The organism is Nocardiopsis dassonvillei, from assembly GCF_964273065.1.
GTDB classification, from domain to species: Bacteria; Actinomycetota; Actinomycetes; order Streptosporangiales; family Streptosporangiaceae; genus Nocardiopsis; species Nocardiopsis dassonvillei_B.
In genome coordinates, this window is the sequence record NZ_OZ186815.1 from 1,491,039 (window position 1) to 1,506,308 (window position 15,270).

The 15,270-nt window shown below is 75.5% G+C and carries 15 protein-coding genes; 8 read left to right on the forward strand and 7 right to left on the reverse strand.

Annotated features, from left to right (window positions below):
* The first annotated feature begins 54 nt into the window (after positions 1-54).
* The 4 genes from ACSUPR_RS06680 (at position 55) to ACSUPR_RS06695 (ending at position 3,550) form a co-directional block, all read left to right on the forward strand.
* Positions 55-507, forward strand: coding sequence for a winged helix-turn-helix transcriptional regulator (locus ACSUPR_RS06680; RefSeq protein ID WP_436890187.1), 453 nt, complete (start codon positions 55-57; stop codon positions 505-507).
* Positions 508-611: 104 nt separating this feature from the next.
* A complete protein-coding gene (locus ACSUPR_RS06685; RefSeq protein ID WP_436890189.1) occupies positions 612-1,661 on the forward strand; it encodes a 2,3-butanediol dehydrogenase in 1,050 nt (349 codons plus the stop codon).
* A 138-nt stretch (positions 1,662-1,799) separates the two neighbouring features.
* Complete coding sequence (locus tag ACSUPR_RS06690; protein ID WP_436890191.1) at positions 1,800-2,402, forward strand: hypothetical protein; 603 nt, start codon at positions 1,800-1,802, stop codon at positions 2,400-2,402.
* Entirely contained in the window at positions 2,399-3,550 is a 1,152-nt protein-coding gene (locus ACSUPR_RS06695) for a PrsW family intramembrane metalloprotease (RefSeq protein WP_436890193.1), read from the forward strand. Before ACSUPR_RS06690 ends, ACSUPR_RS06695 begins: the two co-directional genes overlap by 4 nt.
* 90 nt (positions 3,551-3,640) lie before the next feature.
* Here the strand turns inward: ACSUPR_RS06695 and ACSUPR_RS06700 are convergent, their stop codons facing one another.
* From ACSUPR_RS06700 to ACSUPR_RS06715, 4 genes are read right to left on the reverse strand one after another with little or no spacing between them, the layout of a single operon-like run.
* Entirely contained in the window at positions 3,641-4,381 is a 741-nt protein-coding gene (locus ACSUPR_RS06700; protein ID WP_436890195.1) for a dihydrofolate reductase family protein, read from the reverse strand.
* Entirely contained in the window at positions 4,378-5,070 is a 693-nt protein-coding gene (locus tag ACSUPR_RS06705) for a hypothetical protein (protein WP_436890197.1), read from the reverse strand. The genes ACSUPR_RS06700 and ACSUPR_RS06705 overlap by 4 nt, the downstream gene beginning before the upstream one ends.
* Positions 5,071-5,098: 28 nt before the next feature.
* The gene (gene folP, locus ACSUPR_RS06710; RefSeq protein ID WP_436890199.1) at positions 5,099-5,959 is read right to left on the reverse strand and encodes a dihydropteroate synthase; all 861 of its coding nucleotides are present in this window, start codon (positions 5,957-5,959) and stop codon (positions 5,099-5,101) included.
* A complete protein-coding gene (locus ACSUPR_RS06715) occupies positions 5,956-6,921 on the reverse strand; it encodes a glucosyl-3-phosphoglycerate synthase (protein ID WP_436890201.1) in 966 nt (321 codons plus the stop codon). The genes folP and ACSUPR_RS06715 overlap by 4 nt, the downstream gene beginning before the upstream one ends.
* A gap of 238 nt (positions 6,922-7,159) precedes the next feature.
* On the opposite strand from ACSUPR_RS06715, the gene ACSUPR_RS06720 reads away from it, so the two are divergent.
* Positions 7,160-9,187 (forward strand): protein kinase domain-containing protein, encoded by a 2,028-nt coding sequence (locus ACSUPR_RS06720; RefSeq protein WP_436890203.1) that lies wholly within the window; start codon positions 7,160-7,162, stop codon positions 9,185-9,187.
* Here ACSUPR_RS06720 and ACSUPR_RS06725 read toward each other — a convergent pair.
* Both ACSUPR_RS06725 and ACSUPR_RS06730 read right to left on the reverse strand, forming a co-directional pair.
* Positions 9,175-10,113, reverse strand: coding sequence for a carbohydrate kinase family protein (locus ACSUPR_RS06725; protein WP_436890206.1), 939 nt, complete (start codon positions 10,111-10,113; stop codon positions 9,175-9,177). The two genes, ACSUPR_RS06720 and ACSUPR_RS06725, sit on opposite strands and share 13 nt — an antisense overlap.
* Positions 10,110-10,697 carry a TetR/AcrR family transcriptional regulator gene (locus ACSUPR_RS06730; RefSeq protein WP_436890208.1) on the reverse strand — a complete coding sequence of 196 codons (588 nt, stop codon included), beginning with the start codon at positions 10,695-10,697 and terminating at the stop codon, positions 10,110-10,112. Before ACSUPR_RS06730 ends, ACSUPR_RS06725 begins: the two co-directional genes overlap by 4 nt.
* Before the next feature lie 112 nt (positions 10,698-10,809).
* On the opposite strand from ACSUPR_RS06730, the gene ACSUPR_RS06735 reads away from it, so the two are divergent.
* From ACSUPR_RS06735 to ACSUPR_RS06745, 3 genes are all read left to right on the forward strand, one after another.
* Positions 10,810-12,003, forward strand: a complete 1,194-nt coding sequence (locus ACSUPR_RS06735; RefSeq protein ID WP_436890210.1) for an FAD-dependent monooxygenase — start codon at positions 10,810-10,812, stop codon at positions 12,001-12,003.
* Positions 12,004-12,216: 213 nt separating this feature from the next.
* Complete coding sequence (locus ACSUPR_RS06740) at positions 12,217-13,071, forward strand: TetR/AcrR family transcriptional regulator (protein WP_436890212.1); 855 nt, start codon at positions 12,217-12,219, stop codon at positions 13,069-13,071.
* Entirely contained in the window at positions 13,068-14,285 is a 1,218-nt protein-coding gene (locus tag ACSUPR_RS06745) for an FAD-dependent oxidoreductase (RefSeq protein WP_436890213.1), read from the forward strand. Before ACSUPR_RS06740 ends, ACSUPR_RS06745 begins: the two co-directional genes overlap by 4 nt.
* On the opposite strand, the gene ACSUPR_RS06750 is transcribed toward ACSUPR_RS06745, so the two are convergent.
* A complete protein-coding gene (locus ACSUPR_RS06750; protein ID WP_436890214.1) occupies positions 14,233-15,174 on the reverse strand; it encodes an EamA family transporter in 942 nt (313 codons plus the stop codon). The genes ACSUPR_RS06745 and ACSUPR_RS06750 overlap by 53 nt on opposite strands.
* Between the last annotated feature and the right edge of the window lie 96 nt (positions 15,175-15,270).

Genomic DNA, 15,270 nt, shown 5'->3' on the forward strand with positions numbered 1-15,270 from the left:
CCCTAGCAGGTCGGTTTGTTTTCCAAACTCTCCCGGGTGTGCCATTCTGGGGGCATGGCGCAGAGCGAGTCGAGCAGGCCCAACCCGACCGTGCCGGGACGCCCCTGCCCGGCGGCGGGCGCGCTGCGGCTCGTCGGCGAGAAGTGGTCCCTGCTGGTCGTGCGCGAACTCCTCTTCGGCGTGCGCCGGTTCGACGCCATCGCCCGCAACACCGGCGCCCCGCGCGACCGGCTCACCGCCCGCCTGCGCGCCCTGGAGGAGGCCGGCGTCGTCGAGCGCCGCGCCTACAGCGAGCACCCGCCGCGGCACGAGTACCACCTGACCGCCGCCGGACGCGACCTCGCCCCGGTCGTCACCGCCCTCGCCCACTGGGGCTCCACCTGGCTCTACGACGAGCCCCCGCTGGTGTTCCACCACGGCGACCACGTCGCCGAACTGGACACCACCCCCACCTGCACCGCCTGCGGTTCCCCCGCCGACCGCCTCACCCCCCACCCCCACTCCTGAGCCCCCGCACCCGGCCGCGGGCAGGGGAAGTGTTTACACGGGCGGGCGCGGCGGAGGGGGGTCCGCTGGGGAGGTAAGGGGCAGGGACGGCGCGAGGGGGCGAGATGCGGGCGCTGCGATTGCACGGGCCCCGCGACCTGCGGGTGGACGAGGTGCCCGAGCCGCGGGTCGTGCCCGGATCGGTGAAGATCCGGGTCGGGTGGAACGGAATCTGCGGGTTCGACGTGCGCAACTACCTCGACCCCGTGCTGCCCGACGAGTACCTCCACCCCGTGCTGCGCACCCACGGCCCCCACGTGCAGGGGCACGAGTTCTCCGGACGGGTCGTCGAGACGGCCGCCGACGTGCGCGGCCTGTCCCCGGGGGCGGTGGTGGCCGTGGAGCCGCTGGTGTTCGACGGCAGCTGCGCCGCCTGCCGCCGGCGCGAGTACAACCTGTGCGAGAACTACGGGTTCATCGGCCTCATGGGCGGTGGCGGCGGCATGGCCGAGTACGCGGTGGTGCCCGCCGACCGGGTCCATCCGATGCCCGAGGGCGTGTCCCCCACCGTCGCCGCGCTGGTCGAACCCCTTGCGGTGGCCTGGCACGCGGTGCGCCGGTCCGGGATGCGCCGCGGCGACTCCGTGCTCGTCATCGGCGCCGGCCCGGTGGGACTGGGGCTGCTCATGGCCGCCAGGGCGCGCGGCGCCGGGCGCGTGAGCGTGAGCGAGGTGTCCGCGCTGCGCCGCCGGGTCGCCGCCGACCTGGGTGCCGACCTGGTGCTCGACCCCACGGAGACGGACGTGGTCGCGGCCGTCCGCGAGCGCGCGACGCTGGGGGCCGACATCTCCTTCGAGACCTCCGGCGCCGGAACGGACGCGATGGCCTCGCTCCTGGGCGCGCTGCGCAAGGGCGGCCGGGCGGTCACCGTCTCCGAGGGGCCGCCGGTGGTGCTGGACCCCGCGGTGCTGGCGTTCACGGAGATCGACCTGGTGGGCAGTTTCGGCTACGGACCCGGTGACTTCCCCGAGGTCATCGCGGCGATCGCCGCGGGCTCCCTGCGCCCCAAACCGCTGGTCACCGACCGGCTCACCCTGGAGAAGGCGCGGGAGAAGGGCTACGAGGAGCTGATCGCGCACGGCGACGACCACGTGAAGATCCTCGTCCACCCCTGAGCGGCACCGACACTCGCCCAGGAACCGGTGAAATCCCCGTCAACATGCGCCAAGTCCCCGCTCTTCCGGCGGCACGCGCACCCGCGGGTGCTTCCCTTGTCCGGACAGAGCATCACCAGGAGTGACGAAAGGGGCGCCATGGGACAGCCGAGCGGCACGGCGCCGATGACGGCCCGCAACCGCTGGATACCTCTGGGGATCGCCACGGCCGTGGCGATCCTGCTGCTCCTCGTCTGGACGCTGCTCAACGCGCTGCTGCCGGGGATCGAACGGCTCCGCGCCGGGGACGAGATCACCATCGGCGTGGGCGGCGGCTACCGGGCGTCCCTGACCCTGCCCCAGGACGGGTGGAGCCTCGACGTCGGGACCAGCCGGGCCGGGCAGTCCTACCGCTTCCAGCGCGGGACCGTCGACCTGACCGTGGTCACGGTGACGCCCGTCGGCGACCCCCGGCCCGACGCGGAACGGCTCTGGGAGGGCATGGGCGACATCGCCCGCGCCGGGGACCCCACCTCCCGGCTGGGCGAGCCCGCCGTGATCACCTCCGAGCAGGGCGCCCAGGGCCTGACCGGTGTCCTGCGGAGCCGGACGCAGGAGGGCGCCGCCGTCCTGTACCCCTCGCCCGACGGGGCCTTCGCAGTGGAGATGACCCTGGGCGGCGAGGACGCCACCACCGCCGACCTGGAGGCCGTCGCCGACGTCGCCCGCGCCGTCGCGTTCACCGAGGAGGGCGGACGATGAGCCAGGCTCCCAACGACCCCCGCGTGCCCGACACCGCCTCCGGGACGGTGCCCGCCCAGCGCCACTCGCACTCCGACGCACCCGGGCCGCAGCGGGTCCCGGCGCCCCGCGCGCCCGAGCGGACCGTGCTGGGGTACCGCCTGCCCTCACTCGCCGCGATGGTCGTCATCGGCGTCCTGTGCCTGTTCGGGCTGGGCGCCCTGGTGCTCCGGTTCGCCGGGAGCGTCCGGGTGTTCTTCGCCGAGGCCGCCCTGGCGCTGGTCTTCGCCGCGGCGACGCTGCTGTTCGGGTTCTGGCTGTTCCGCCGTATCCGGCCGGTGCGGGCCCCCGACCCGACCGCCTCCCTGGTGGCCGTGGCCTGGGGGCTGACGGCTGCGACCGGCTGTGCCCTGCTCGCCAACGCGGCGCTGACCGGGATCTGGTCCAAGACCATGGGCCTGGTGTTCGCCGAGGTCTGGGGCGCGGCGCTGACGGCGCCGCTCAACGAGGAGCTGTTCAAGCTCGTCGGGATCGTCCTGGTGGCGGTGGCCTTCCCGCGCGCCGTGCGCGGGCCCGTGGACGGGTTCGTCATCGGCGCCCTGGTCGGCCTGGGCTTCGAGGTGACCGAGAACCTCGTCTACGCGGTCAACGCGGTGTTCCAGGCGGGCGGGGTGAACGGGGGCGAGGCCGTGGTGCAGGCCACGGTCGTCCGGATCGTGCTCACCGGCCTGGGCTCGCACTGGGCCATGTCGGCGGTGGCGGGCACCGCCGTGGGCCTGCTCGCCGCCGCGGGGTGGCTGCCGGGCCGCCGCCGGGCGCTCGGGGCGCTGCTGCTGGTGCTGACGGCGATGGCGATGCACTGGCTGTTCGACGCCCCGCTGCTCGGCGACCTCCTCGGTGTGGTCGTCAAGGTGCTGCTCAACTTCGCGGTCGCCATGGCGGTGTACTTCACCGCCCGCCACGTCCACCGGCGCCGGGTCCGCAGGGCGCTGGTGCAGGAGAGCGAGGAGGTGGGGATGCGCCGTTCGGCGGCGGTGGCCCTGGCCCGGCGGCGGGCGCGCCGCAGGGCGCTGCACGAGGTGCCCGAGGCCGAACGCGCCGAGGCCGGGCGCGTCCAGGCCCTGCTGGTGGAGACCGCCGAGGACCGCGCCTTCGACCGCACGGTCTGACCGGGCGCCACCGGGGAGGCCGGGCCGCGGGCGGCGGGCGGCGGCCGGCGGCGGCCGCCGGCCGCTCCCGGAGCGCGTCCACGCGTCCTCCTACGGGGTGGGGCGGACGAAGCGGTGCAGGAGGGTGCCCTCCGACTCCAGGAGGAGGCGGGGCAGCAGCTCCAGCCCGGCCGGGACCCCCGACGCGATCCGGCGGGCGTCCCCGCCCGCCAGCAGCGGCACCGTGGTCAGGCACAGTTCGTCCAGCAGCCCCGCGGCGGCCACGTGCGCCAGCAGCGACGGCCCGCCCTCGCACAGCACCCGTGACAGCCCCCGGTCGGCGAGGTCGGCCAGGGCCGCGCCCAGGTCCACCTCCGCGTACCCGTGCACCAGCACCCGGTCGGCGCCCAGCAGGGCGCGGGCGCGGTCCAGCGCCTCCTCCCCCGCCGCGGCGCGGGTGATCATCCACGCCCCGCCGCGGTCCGGGGCCGGGGCGGCCAGGCCCGGGGGCACCAGCGCCGTACGGCTCACCACCGCCACGTCCGGGCAGGGGGTGCGGCCGGGCCGCACGCGCGGCCCCGGGCGCCGGTACCCCTCGGCGCGGGCGGTGCCCGCGCCCACCAGGACGACGTCCGCCAGGTCCCGCAGCAGCCGGTAGACCTCGTGGTCGGCCGGGGTGTTGATGGACCCGGTCAGCCCGTCCGCGCCGTTGCCCGCCCCGTCCAGTGTGGAGACCATGTTCGCCCGCGTCCACCGCTCCGGGTGGGCGTAGAGCACCGCCAGCGCCTCGTCCGAGACCGTCGCGCCCGGGACCGCCAGGCGCGGGGCGATCTCGTTGAGCAGGACCCTCACCGCCGCACCCCCGGCCAGAGCGCCACCAGGTACAGCACCCCGAAGGGGTCGTCGGCGTAGAGCAGCCGGGGTCCGGCGACCGGTGTCCCGGCCAGGGCGTGCGCCATGGCCTGGAGGGCGGAGCGGCCGCCGATGAGCAGGTCCGCGCACAGTTCCGGGTCCAGTTCCAGCAGCGCCCCGGTGTCCCCGGCGGCCAGCGCGGCGCGGATCGCCTCGTCGACCGGGAAGGTGCGCTCGTCCAGGTGGCCGGGGGCGCGCGGGCCGCGCCGTGCGCCCGCGTCGGCCATGACCAGCAGCCCCACCCGGCCGGGGCGGCCGGCGAGCGCCCGGCCCCGCCGGGCGGTCTCGTCCGGGTCCGCGGCCGCGGCCACGGTGCCCATCTCCACCGGCACCCGCACGCCCAGGTCGTCCAGCAGGCGGCGGGCCACCGCCAGTGAGGTCGGCAGCGCCCCGGCCGCGGGGACGCGCTCCCCGGGCACCCCGAACGCCGACAGCGGGATGCGGCCCGCGACCCGTTCGGCGGAGCGCTCGTCGGCGCCCAGCACCACGATCTCGTCCGGATCGGCGGCGAGCAGCGCCCCGACCGCCTCCTCGCAGGCCTTGCGCAGGTCGGCGGCCACGTCCTGCCCGCCGGTCAGCTCCCGCAGGAGCAGCGGCGGCGACGGGCACACGGCGGTGGCGACGATCAACGGTCCCCCCTCCCGGGACGGCGGCCCCTCACGCCAGTCCCCGCACGGTCCGCGCGGGGGGCCGGACCCCGCGGATCGAGGCGACCATGTCCAGCACCTGCCGGGTCTGCGCCACCTCGTGCACCCGGTAGACCCGGGCGCCGTGCCAGGCGCACACGGCGGTGGCCGCCAGCGTCCCGGTCAGGCGCTCCCCCACCGGCAGGTCCAGGGTCTCGCCGACGAAGTCCTTGTTGGACAGCGACACGAGCACCGGCCACCCGGTGGCGGTCATCTCGTCCAGGCGCCGGGTCACCTCCAGGGAGTGCCAGGTGTTCTTGGCGAAGTCGTGTGCGGGGTCGATGAGCACCGACGCCGGGTCCACCCCCAGCGCCACCGCCCGCTCGGCCAGGGCGACGGTGGAGGAGACGGCGTCGGCGACCACGTCCTCGTAGCGCACCCGGTGCGGCCGGGTGCGCGGGGTGGCCCCCGCGGTGTGGGTGCACACCAGGGCGGCCCCGAACTCGGCGGCGACCTCCGCCAGCCCCGGGTCGTAGCCGCCCCAGGCGTCGTTGAGCAGGTCGGCCCCGGCCTCGCAGACCGCGCGTCCCACCGAGGCCCGCCAGGTGTCGACGCTGATGACGAGCTCCGGGAACTCGGCCCGGACGGCGGCGACGAAGTCGACCACGCGCCGTTTCTCCTCGTCGGCCCCGATCTCCTCACCCGGCGCGGCCTTGATCCCGCCGATGTCCACGATGTCGGCGCCCTCGGCGACGACCCTGCGCACCCGTTCGAAGGCGGGCCCGTCGTCCCAGGTGGCACCCCTGTCGTAGAAGGAGTCGGGGGTCCGGTTGACGATCGCCATCACCAGCGCCTCGTGCTCACCGAACTCCCGGCCCCGCAGCCTCATCACCGACCGACCGCTCCTCCCAGCACCCGGGTGCGCTCCGCCCCGACCCCGACGGCCGGCGGGCGCTCCACCGTACTGACGGTACCGGTGTGCGGCTGCCCGCGTCCGTCGGAGGCGTCGAACCAGCGGACCGGCACCTCGGCGCCGTGCTCGATCCCGTACCGCCGGTCGGCGACGGCGAGCAGCTCGGTGGCCATCGCGCCCAGGCCGCGCAGCGACTGGTGCCGGTGGGCGCGCCGCCCCAGGTCCACCTGGGCCACCGCGTCCACACCGCACCGCAGGTGGGTGTCGATGAGCACGGCGAGTTCGACGCCGTACCCCGTGGGCACCGACAGCTGCTCGAAGAGGTCCCGGCGGATCGCCCACTCGCCCGACAGCGGCTGGACCACCCCGGCCAGGGCGGGCCAGCGCAGGGCCAGGGTGGGGCGGGCGACCAGCTCGGTGACGCGTCCGCCCTCGCGGCTGATCCGGTTCCCCCCGGGCAGGTCCAGCAGCCGGTCGTAGAAGCCCTTGACCAGCCGCACCCCGGGTTCGGTGAACAGCGGCCCCAGCAGGGCGGACACGAAGTGGGTGTCCCACTCGACGAGGTCGGCGTCGAGGAAGGCGATGACGTCCCCGGAGGTGACGAACTGCGACTTCCACATCGCCTCGCCCTTGCCGCGCCGGTGCCCCAGGTCGGGCCGGACGTCGACGACCCGGTGGACGACCGCCCCCGCCTCGGCGGCGACCCGGCCGGTGGCGTCGGTGGAGTCGGAGTCCATGACGACGATCTCGTCGAGCAGGGGCGTGCGCTCCACCAGGGCCGCCCTGACCCGGGAGACGATGCCCCCGACCGTCGCCTCCTCGTTCCGGGCCGGTATGACCAGGCTGACGGTCAGGCCCCGCCGTCGCTTGAGATCGAGCAGCCTCCGCGGCGTCCAGTCGGTATGCCGATAGGTGCGGTCCTCGAACCAGGTGTCGCTCATAACCCCTCCCCCGTGCCCTCCCAGCGGCCAAGACTACGGCCCACTGTGCAACGCGAAGCGGGCGGTGTGTGTTTCGTAAATCATGATTTCTGGTGAAATACCCATCACCGCCGGTCACGGGTCCGGACGTGCGGGAGGACCGGGAACCCCGAGGCCGTAGGGTGAACCGCAACGGCGGATCGCTCGTCCCAGAGCACGGAGACCCGTCCCCGCCCCGACGCAGAAGGACCCCGAGCCCGTGCAGCCCCTGGATCCGACAGACCCCGAACGCATCGGCCGCTACCGGCTGACCCACCGCCTGGGCGCGGGCGGCATGGGACGGGTGTACCTGGGGCGCACCGCCGCGGGCCGCAAGGTCGTGGTGAAGGTCATCCTGCCCCAGTACGCGGGCGATCCCGAGTTCCGCGGGCGGTTCGCCCGGGAGGCCGCGGCCGCCGCCCGGGTGGGCGGGTTCCACACCGCGCCGGTGGTGGACGCCGACCCCGACGGGAACCCGCCGTGGATCGTCAGCGCGTTCATCCCCGGCCCGTCCCTGCACGAGGTGCTGGCCGGGCGGGGACCGCTGCCGCACGGGGCGCTGCGGGTGCTGGCCGTGGGCCTGGCCGAGGGGTTGGAGGCGATCCACGACGCCGGGCTGACCCACCGCGACCTCAAGCCCGCCAACGTGCTGATGGCCTCGGACGGGCCGCGCATCATCGACTTCGGCATCGCCCGGCCCAGCGGGGACTCCTCCGGGCTGACCCGCACCGGGGCCACCCTGGGGACCCCGCTGTACATGTCGCCCGAGCAGGTGGACGCGCTGGAGGTGGGCCCGGCGTCGGACATGTTCTCGCTGGGCACGGTGCTGGCCCACGCGGCGGTGGGGCGCAATCCGTTCGACGCCCCCACCCTGGCCGGGATCGTGCGCAACCTGATCGGCCCGCCGCCGGAGGTCCCCGGAGAGGTCCCGGCGGAGCTGCGGGCGGTCATCGCCCGCTGCTGGCAGCACGACCCGGTGCGGCGGCCCACGCCGTACGAGGTCGCGGAGATGGTCGGGGACGTGGACCCCGAGGCGGACTGGCCGGCCTTCGGGGGCGGCCCCGCGGACGGCGCGGGCACCTCCGCGGGCGGGGGCGCCCCGGTGCCCGCGGCGTCCGTGCCCGGGACCCCGGCGGGCACACCGGCCGGGCTCCCGTCGGGCGGCATCCCGGCCTACGGCACCGGTGCCCCCGCGTACGGGGTGCCGACGGGGCCCGCGGTGACGGCGGGCCCGGCCTCCCCGGCCTCCCGCGCCCCCGGGTCCGAGGAGTCGCTGCGCATGGAGTCGGTGGTGTTCGACCGGATGCGCGAGGACGGGGACCCCGCCTCGGCCCTGGCCGGGTACGAGCGGCTGCTGCCCCGCCTGCGCGGGTCCCTGGGCCCCGACCACCCGCGGGCGCTGAAGCTGAGGGCCCGGATCGCGGCCTGCAAGGAGGAGCTGGGGGACCACCGGGCCGCCCTGGACGAGTACCGCTCCCTGCTGCGCGACCAGACCGCGATCCTGGGCCAGGACCACATCGACACCCTGGGCACCCGCTTCCAGATCGCCTACCAGCTGGGCGAACTCGACGACCACGAGGCGGCGCTGGCCGCCTACCGAGCCGTCCTGCCGGACCTGGCCCGGGTGCTGGGCCCCGGCCACGACCACACCCTCACCGCCCGGGAGAACACCGCCGACCACCTCTCGGCCCTGGGCGACCACCGGGCGGCCCTGGCCGAGCACCGACACCTGCTCGGCGACCGCATCCGGCTGCTGGGCCCCGACCACCCCGACACGCTCTCGACCCGCGGGGCCGTCGCCAAGGCCCTGGGCGACCTGGGCGACGACGCCGCCTCGCTGGCCGAGCACCGCAGGCTGCTGCCCGACCGCACCCGGGTGCTGGGGCCCGACCACCCGGACACGCTCACCACCCGGTTCGAGATCGTCCACCGGCTGGGCGAGCTGGGCGACAACGGGGCGGCGCTGTGGGAGGCGCTGGTGCTGCTGCCGGACCTGACCCGGGCCCTGGGCGCCGACGACCCCCGTACCCTGGCGTTCCGCCTGGAGGTCGCCCGGCTGCACCGGCTCCAGGGCAACCCGTCGGCGGCGGAGGCCACCCTGCGCTCCCTGTCCGCGGACCTGGACCGGCTGCCGCAGGGCCGGGGCGCGGACTCGCTGCGCACCCGGGTACGGGTGGAGTCGGAGGTCCTGCGGGAGTGGACGCTGCCGCGCGCCCCGCAGAGCGGCCCCTGGCCCTACCCGGCCTGACCCGGCCACCCCTCCTCCAACGCGGCTGCGGCCAGCCGGTCCAGCGTCGCGGGGTCGGCGAACGCGGTGTGGGTCCCCTCGGTGGTGCAGGTGAACGCCCCGGCGACGGCCCCGGCCAGCACGCACTCCTCCACCGCGGCGCCGTCGAGGCGGCGGAGCAGGAACCCGGAGACGAAGGCGTCCCCCGCCCCGTTGGCGTCCACCACCGGGTGCTCGGGCGCCACCGCGGGGAAGTGCCGGGGCCGGTCGCGACCGCGCTCCAGGACCCGGCACCCGGCGGCCCCGTCGGTGGCCACGGCCAGTTCGGCACGGCCGCGCTCCAGCACCCCGGCCAGGATCTCGTCGACCCGGCCGGGTGCCCCGGCGGCGCTCATGAACACCACGTCCGAGCCCAGGGCGTAGTCGAGGTGGTGCGGGTTCCCGCCGTCCCAGTCGTGCAGGTCGGCGGAGACGGTGGCGTCCAGTCCGGCCAGGTCCCGGTACAGGTCGCGGTTGTGGCCGACGATCGACATGTGCACGTGGCGGGCGCGCTCCAGGAACGGCAGTGCGAACTCCCGCGGCAGGCGCAGGTCGGCGGGGTGGCGGGCGTCGTAGAAGGAGAACCGCCGCCCCCGGTCGTCGACGAGGTTGACGCCGCGGGGCGTGCCGTTGGGGGCCGGCAGGTGGGAGAAGGCCAGTCCCTCCCGGGCGTAGCGGTCCAGGACCATGCGCCCCTGGAGGTCGTCTCCGAGGAAGTCGATGAACTCCACGGCCAGGCCCAGGCGGTGCAGGCCCAGGGCGACGCCGTTGCCGGTGTGCCCCACGTGGTCCAGGACCGGGGGCACCTGGGCGGAGTCGCCCGCGGGAACGGCGAGCTCGGGGACGCGGACGACGGTGTCCACGCCGGTCCCTCCCACCACGAGAACGTCGGTACGGGGGCCGGTCATGCGGAGTCCTCCGGGAGGGGATCGGGGGGCGGCGGTCCGGGCGGCAGGCCCAGGGCCGTGTAGGCGGCGGCCAGGGCGGCCTCGCGCAGCTCGTCCGCGGGCCGGTCGCCGAGCATGACCACGCAGTCGCCCAGGCCTCCGAGCACCAGGGTGACCCGGGCGAGCTCGCCGAGGCCGGCGCCGGGTCCGGCGAGCATCGCGGTGATGCGGCGCCGCCAGTCCAGGACCCGGCCGCCCAGGTCGAGTTCGGCCAGCGTGGCGGCGTCGCGGAACACCACCCGGTTGATCTCCCGGTGGCGCATGCTCACGTCGAAGTACCGGGCCAGCAGGACCCGCGGGTCGGCCGCCGCGCCGGAGGCCTCGTCGGCCGCGACGGCGTCCTCGTAGTCGTCGAGCATGGGGCGGACCAGGGAGCGCAACAGGTCCTCGCGCGAGGCGAAGTGGTAGTAGAGCGCGGGTTTGGTGATGCCGACCCGGTCGGCGATGTCGCGCATGCTGACCTGCTGGACGCCCCGCTCCCGGAACAGCTCCAGGGCCGCGGCCCGGATCCGGTCCTTGGTCCGGGTCGATCGTGCTCGGGGCACCCCTCACCTCACTTCTCGGCCACCGTTGTGTCACCAGTCTGGACCATGGGGGCCTTGCCCTCACCGGGTTTTTTTGTTTACCTACCGGTAAGTCTACGAAAGGGGACACGCCATGGCCACCGTGCTCGTCTCCGGCGCGGGCATCGCCGGACCGGTTCTGGCACACCGCCTCGTCCGGCTGGGGATGGAACCCGTGCTCGTGGAGCGCGCGCCCGCGGGCGGCGGGGGCTTCGGGGTGGACCTGTTCGAGCCCGCCGTGGAGATCGCGACGCGCATGGGCCTCATCGACCGGATCCGCGAGGCCGCCACCGGCAACACCCGCATCCGCCTGGAACGGCCGGGGCGCCGTCCGGTCGACGTCGACCTGGGCGCCCTGGCGGAGATCGCCACCGACGACCGGCACGTGGAGGTGGTGCGCGGCGACCTGGCCCGCATCCTGCACGAGGCCGTCCGCGACGACGTCGAGTACCTGTCCGGGGACTCCATCACGTCCCTGCACGACGACGGGGCCGGGGTCGAGGTGGCCTTCGAGCGCGCCGCCCCGCGCCGGTTCGACCTGGTGGTGGGGGCCGACGGGCTGCATTCGACCGTCCGGCGCCTGGCCTTCGGCCCCGAGGAGGGGTACCGGCGGTTCCTGGGCGGGCACATCGCCGTGTTCACCCTGCCCGAGCCGGAGGAGGGCGGGGGCCGTGTGGTGCTCTACCAGTCCGCCGGCCGGACGGCCGCGGTCCTCCCGGTACCGGGCACCGGCCGGGCCCGGGGCGCGCTGCTGTCCCGGGACGCCGAGGAGTACACCGGGCACCACCGGGACCTGGACGCCCAGCGCCGGTTCCTGCGCGAGGGGTTCGCCGGGGAGGGCTGGCGGGTGCCCGAGCTGCTGGACGCCGCCGACCGGGACGGGGACCTGTACTTCGACTCCATCAGCCGAATCGCCATGGACTCCTGGACCCGCGGCCGGGTGGCGCTGGTCGGCGACGCCGGGTACTGTCCGGGCGCCGCGGTGGGCGGCGGCACCACGCTGGCGGTGGTGGGCGCCTACACCCTCGCCCACCACCTCGGGGAGGACCCGCGGACCGGACCCGCCCGGTACGAGGCGGCCCTGGCCGACTATGTGCGGCGGGTCGGCGGGGTGGGGCCTGCCTCGATGCGCACGCTCATCCCGCGCACCCGGGCCGGGGCGGAGCTGCGGGCGGCGGCGCTGCGGGCCCTGCCGCGGCTGCCCCGGCCGCTGCTGCGCAGGGCGGTGAACTCGGACTCGCGGGCCGCCCGGGTGCTGTCGTCGGTCGTACTGCCGCCCGCCGTGTGAGCCGGGCGGGCAGGCCCGGCGGACGGGTGCCCGCCTCCGGATACCGCCGCGCACCGGGGGCGGGCGGCCCGGGCGCGGCGCGTGGCGGGCGGACACCCGGGGGCGTCGGGGCCCCTGGCTTCCCCTCCCGTCCCCGGAAACTCTTTCTCCTCGCTCGTCCCGGGCTCACCACACCTCTTGCCTGATACTCGATTACGGTCTACCTTGATCTTGATGTCAGATACCGAACATGAACACGCGCCCCGGGACCTGGTGGAAGCGGCGCTCCGCGCCGCGGACCGGACGGGAAAGGACGTGGCCGACGTGCCCCTCGTCGAGATCGCACGGGAGGCGGGGGTCTCCCGCAGCACCCTCCTGCGCCGCCTCGGAGGCAGGCGCGGGGCCCTGGACGCCGCGGTCCGCGCGGCCGGGGTGGACCCCGGCGGACGCCCGCCCGTCCGCGAACGCGCCGTGGAGGCCGGAGCGCGCCTGCTGGGCGAGGTGGGCCTGGCGGCCACCACCCTGGAGGCCGTCGCGGCCGCCGCCGACTGCTCGGTGCACAGCCTGTACGCCGCCTTCGGGTCGCGCGACACCCTGCTGGCGGAGATCTTCGAGCGGTACAGCCCGCTGCCGGCCCTGGAGGAGCACCTCGCCGATCCCGGCGAGGACCTGGCGGCCGTGGTCCTGGGCGTCCACCTGGCACTGGCACGGGCGTTCACCCGCGAACCCCGGGTGATGCCCGCGCTGCTGGCCGACGTGTTCGCCCGGCCCTCGGGCCCCACCCGCGACCTGCTGGCGACCCGGTTCTTCCCCCGTGCCCTGGCCACCGTGGGCGGATGGCTGCAACGGGAGGTCGCCGCCGGGCGGGTGCGCGACCTGCCGCTCCCCCTGCTGGTCCAGCTGCTGATCGCCCCCGTCGTCATCCACTTCGTGCTGCGCCCCGGCCTGACCGGGGTGCCCGGTATCGACTTCCCCGACATGGAGGAGACCTGCGCCGTCCTCGGCGACGCCTTCCTCCGATCCGCGGCGACCGATCCGCCGCGCTGGACAGGGGGCGGCACCGCCCCCGGAACAGGAGCCCCCCGATGACCGAGAAGACGACCTGCCTGATCTCCGGCGGCGGCCCCGCCGGCATGGTGCTCGGCCTGCTGCTCGCCCGCGCCGGAGTGGAGGTGACCGTCCTGGAGAAGCACGACGACTTCCTGCGCGACTTCCGGGGCGACACCGTCCACCCCTCCACGGTGCGGCTGATGGACGAGCTCGGCCTGGGCGAGCGGTTCGCCGCCCTGCCGCAGACCCCCCTGGACCGCGTCGCCTTCCCCGTCGGCGGCACACGGGTCGTGACCATCGCGGACTTCCGGCGCCTGCCCGCGCCCTACCGGCACATCGCGATGGTGCCCCAGTGGGACCTGCTGAACCTGCTCGCCGAGGCGGGCGCGGAGGAGCCGGCCTTCACCCTGCGGATGGGTACGGAGGTCACCGGCCTGGTGCGCGAGAACGGGCGGGTCGTCGGAGCCCGTTACCGCGGTCCGGACGGCGGGGGCGAGATCCGCGCCGACCTCACCGTGGGCTGCGACGGCCGCTGGTCCCTGGTCCGCCGCGAGGCGGGGCTCGTCCCCAGGGAGCTCCCGGTCGGGATCGACGCCTGGTGGCTCCGCCTGCCCGCCGGCCCGGAGGAGACCATGGCGCTCACCCCCCGGGGCGGACGGAACCGCTTCGTCATCGTCATCCCCCGCGAGGGCTACCTCCAGATCGCCTACATCGGCCGCAAGGGCACCGACGCCGAACTGCGCGCCCGGGGGGTGGAGGCGCTCCGCGCCGACATCGCCGAACTCATCCCGGAGCTGGCCGACCGGGTCGGCGCCCTGGAGTCCATGGACGACGTCAAGCACCTGGACATCCGGCTCAACCGGCTGCACCGCTGGCACGCCGAGGGCGTCCTCTGCATCGGCGACGCCGCGCACGCGATGTCCCCGCTCGGCGGGGTCGGCATCAACCTCGCCGTGCAGGACGCGGTGGCCGCCGCGACCCTGCTCGCCGTGCCGCTGCGCGCGGGCACCGTCGACGGACGGGCCCTGGACCGGGTGCGCGAACGCCGGCTGCTGCCGACCGTCGTCGTCCAGCGCATGCAGCGCACCATGGAGAAGTTCCTGGCCGAGCCCATGATCCAGGGTCGCCGCGTGGGGCCGCCCGCGCCGCTGGTGGCCGCCATGGAGCACCTGCCGTTCCTGTCGGCGGTGCCCGCCCGCCTCATCGGCCTGGGGCTGCGCTCGGAGCACGCCCCGGAGTTCGCCCGCCGCTGACCCCCTCTCCCGGGCCCCCGCCCCCGGCCCGGGAGCGGCCGCCGCCCAGGGCGGTCAGCGCGACACCGCCCACCAGCAGCACCGCGGCGAGCAGGTTGGGCGGAGTGATCTCCTCGCCCAGGAACACGAGCGCGGAGACCATCCCGAACACCGGGACGAGCAGGGTGAACGGGGCGACGGCCGAGGCGTCGTACTCGCGCAGCAGGAACCCCCACACGCCGAACCCGAACACGGTGGCCACCCAGGCGATGAACAGCAGCGCGCCCACCCCGGCGGGGTCCAGGCCGCGCAGTGCCGCCAGGCCCGCCTGCGGCCCCTCCACCAGCAGGGACAGCGCGAACAGCGGCAGCGGCGGCACCAGGCTCACCCACACCATCCACGACAGGGCGTCCGGCGGGGCCGCCCGGCGGGTGATGACGTTGGCCAGCCCCCAGAACGCGGCGGCCGCGATGATCATCGAGAACGCCGCGAGCGGCCCCGAGGCCCCCTGGGCCCAGGCGGCGACACCGATCCCGGCCAGCGCCACCGCCATGCCCAGGTAGCGGAGCGGACGCAGCCGCTCCCCCAGGAACACCACCGCGAAGACCGCCGTGAACACCGCCTGCACCTGGAGCACCAGCGAGGTGAGCCCGGCCGGCATGCCCAGGTGCATGCCGGTGAAGACCAGTCCGAACTTGGCGACCCCCAGGGTCAGCCCGACCAGGACGATCCACCCCAGCGCGACCCCGGGCCGCCTGACGAGGAAGACCGCGGGCACGGCCGCCACCAGGAAGCGCAGGGCGGTGAAGAGCAGGGGCGGGAAGTGATCGAGGCCGACGTCGATGACGACGAAGTTGACACCCCAGATCGCCGCGACGAGCACGGCCAGGAACAGGTGGAGGGGACGCATGGGTTCGATGATGGCGGCCCCGTGGATTAAGCACCAGCGAAGATTTCTACCGGATCGGATTCACTGATGCTACATAATCAGAGGAGTCCTCCCGGA